This is a genomic window from Allocoprococcus comes (assembly GCF_013300725.1).
GTDB lineage: Bacteria > Bacillota > Clostridia > Lachnospirales > Lachnospiraceae > Allocoprococcus > Allocoprococcus comes_A.
In genome coordinates this window covers 1-2,918 of sequence record NZ_JAAIMM010000057.1, presented here as the reverse complement: position 1 = coordinate 2,918, position 2,918 = coordinate 1, and the positions used below count along the sequence as shown (strand labels likewise).

Annotated in this window: 3 protein-coding genes; all 3 read right to left on the bottom strand. The window is 32.1% G+C overall.

Annotation, left to right across the window (positions count from 1 at the left end):
* Positions 1-47 precede the first annotated feature (47 nt).
* Genes G4407_RS15835 through G4407_RS15825 form a run of 3 tightly spaced genes read right to left on the bottom strand, consistent with a single transcriptional unit; the run spans position 48 to position 2,814 of the window.
* The gene (locus tag G4407_RS15835; RefSeq protein ID WP_173689642.1) at positions 48-716 is read right to left on the bottom strand and encodes a lipopolysaccharide biosynthesis protein; all 669 of its coding nucleotides are present in this window, start codon (positions 714-716) and stop codon (positions 48-50) included.
* Positions 706-1,719, bottom strand: coding sequence for a hypothetical protein (locus tag G4407_RS15830; RefSeq protein WP_173689641.1), 1,014 nt, complete (start codon positions 1,717-1,719; stop codon positions 706-708). The genes G4407_RS15835 and G4407_RS15830 overlap by 11 nt, the downstream gene beginning before the upstream one ends.
* Positions 1,720-1,731: 12 nt before the next feature.
* Entirely contained in the window at positions 1,732-2,814 is a 1,083-nt protein-coding gene (locus G4407_RS15825; RefSeq protein ID WP_173689640.1) for an EpsG family protein, read from the bottom strand.
* Positions 2,815-2,918: the final 104 nt, after the last annotated feature.

Below are 2,918 nucleotides of genomic sequence, written 5' to 3'. Positions count from 1 at the left end.
TGATCAACAGGTGGCTCTTTTTGAAAAATCAAGGTACAGATGATTACCTACTTACTTTCAGAATGTAGATTCTTTTTATATTCATGCGAAACTTTTTCAATTTTCAATGGCAAAATATGAATCAATGCATAAGCAGTTGCAAGACTTGGACCTATCACTAGTGACAACAAATATCCAAACATTCCCCATTTCAAGACTAAAAGAAAGAGAAGATTAGATGCTAATCGTACTATTGTTCCGAGCAAGGATGAGACTGCCATCACTCGGACTTTATCTATTGCGCGCAGGAATTGGTTTGCCAATGTTTCAAATGTTTCTGCTGCAAAAACAAGCCAAAGAAATATATAATAATATCCTTCCCAATTAAATAAATGCAATAAATATATCAGTACTAAGCCAAACGCTAATATTACACAGGCAAAACTGTCAATCCTTGCTCCGTATAAAAAAACCCTATCAGATTTTTCATTTTTATCAATACCAAATCGTAACACTGAAGAGCCAATATTAATTGTCAATACATACACTAAAAGAGTAGAACTCGTAGTAATAATATCTGCCATCCCATATTCAGCCGTAGATAAAACATTAGTATATAAAGGAACTAAGAAGAAAGATAAAAATTTTGATCCAAAAGATGCTAAAGACAACAAAATTGTATTCTGTAACAAATATGAATATTTTGATTTTTCGATATGTCCACCTTTATTTTTCATCAATTTGTTTCCTCTTAATTTTACTAATTATCTTATTCTTTATATAATCCGTTTCACCATTAACAAGCTTTAGATATACTCTTTCAATTCTTCTATACAAAGAAATCAATGGTTTATTGTAGGCCATTATTCTATTTCTTTTTTGTTCATAATCTACATCAGGTATAATATAGTGTGGATGTTTCATTGGAAACTCAATTTCATGTGTTTCCATATTAAGTACCCTTCTAAAGCCCTTCGGCATTTGCTTAATTTCATCCATATGCATTGACTCTTTGTTGCAACCAATATTACTCACTAAATTGTATTTAGGAATTATTTGAAGTCTATTTTGAGCGTACATATCAAATTCATACCAAAACTCTGATCCAGCCACATGACCCTCATATTTCTCATTCTGTCCATATGCGCACAGACGCTTCCAAGCAATAGGATTTTTCTTTGTTCGCTGCTTTAATAGACTCATGACATATGGGTCTTCGTAATAGGAAAATCCCCCCCTATTAATAATAGATCTTCTCCACACTGCTGTCCCCCAAATGGAACCTTGTCTAGAAAAGAAGTAATCCGCTGTAACATTTTCGCTTTTACCCAAGTGATTCATGCCACAAATACATTCAATTCTTTCGTCGTCTTTATACTTTTCAAGAAGTTCTGCACAATACTTAAAAAAACTAACGGATGGTAATATATCATCCTCCAACATGATACATCTATCTACAGTGTTCCAAATTAACTCTTCACGTTTCTGACCCATTGCATAAAGGCCTAAATTTTTATCCATATATAATTTGTATACTATACATTCCCAGTCAATTTCCTCATCATAAATCTTTCTGTTTTGATAAATCAACTGCCACTCTCTTTCATTTCTACCGCCATCTGATGTTACAAAGAGAATACTTGGCCTCGCCTGTTTAATAACTTCAAACTGCTTGCGCTGACACTCCGGACGTGTCCAAATGTTAACTTTTACCGGTACATCTATCAAATATGGTTTCATATAAATTCTCCCTTACCATTTAATTATGCTTTCATACGGAAGCACCGAAAACTGGTCATAATATATATGTTCAAATATCCATAAACCGATTAGCACTATAATAATTGCCAGTTTTATCAACTTTGCATTTTTCCCCCACTTAGCATATTTAAAAACATATGGAATACTTAAAAAATTTATATAATAATATGCATATATCAAACGATCTGTCGCACCTGTAAATGAACTTATACCGATACAACACGTCGCTATCAGCAAATCATTTGCATATATTCTATATCTCTTATCTTTTTCATTAAATCCAACAATCGTGGCATAATATACTATTAATACAACTGCTGATAAAAATAAATTGTAATGTTGTCCCAATCTAATATTCCTTGAGAATCTTGTTAACGAAATAATTCTTATTACAAATGGCTGACAGATTGCTAGAATGCCAATAACTGCTATTGGCAATATGTAATAGATTTTCTTTTTCAACTTTATATTTCCAAGAAAATAGAACGGAAAATATATAATTGAAATTGTATGCATAGTCGTTGCAAGAGCTGCACAAATAAAATATTGCATAGGTTTTCGTTCTTCAACATACCTCAAAGAATACGCAAATATTGCAATTGCAATACATTGTCGGACAAAATTATAACTAGCCAAGTAATACGAACCCAGTACTAGCATCAAAACGCTAAATGGAATGTTTACAGAATCTTTTTTTATACTTTGATATACAAGGATAAGCGAAATCAAAGCAGTAATTACAAAGATCCATTGATAATCCGATGTAAAACATGCAATTATTTTATTAAGTGCCGTAAACCCCCATTCATTATATCTGATTAAGGAGTGAGTTTCTGAATTTATGACTTTATTCGCAATCCACCTAAAAGTAGGAGCATATGTATAAAAATAATCCTGTCCGATTCCATACCGAATTGCTGCTGGGATAAAGTACACTAAAAAAGATAATCCAAATGAAATCTTATCCGGATAAACAATTGTTTGCCCCTCTATTATTTTTAGTTTTCTGCCTTTTACATGAACTGATAAATAAGCGAAACCAGTTGCTATAAAAGCAAATATCCAATAAATCATTGTTCTATACTCTATCCTCCTTTAATTGTCCAGAAATAATTGAATTAACGTAAGTAGGTAATCATCTGTACCTTGATTTTTCAAAAAGAGCCACCTGTTGATCA

What these genes read in the sequence shown, in the direction of transcription:
- G4407_RS15835 (WP_173689642.1), bottom strand. Translation starts at nt 716, where the DNA reads ATGAAAAATAAAGGTGGACATATCGAAAAATCAAAATATTCATATTTG.
- G4407_RS15830 (WP_173689641.1), bottom strand. Translation starts at nt 1,719, where the DNA reads ATGAAACCATATTTGATAGATGTACCGGTAAAAGTTAACATTTGGACA.
- G4407_RS15825 (WP_173689640.1), bottom strand. Translation starts at nt 2,814, where the DNA reads ATGATTTATTGGATATTTGCTTTTATAGCAACTGGTTTCGCTTATTTA.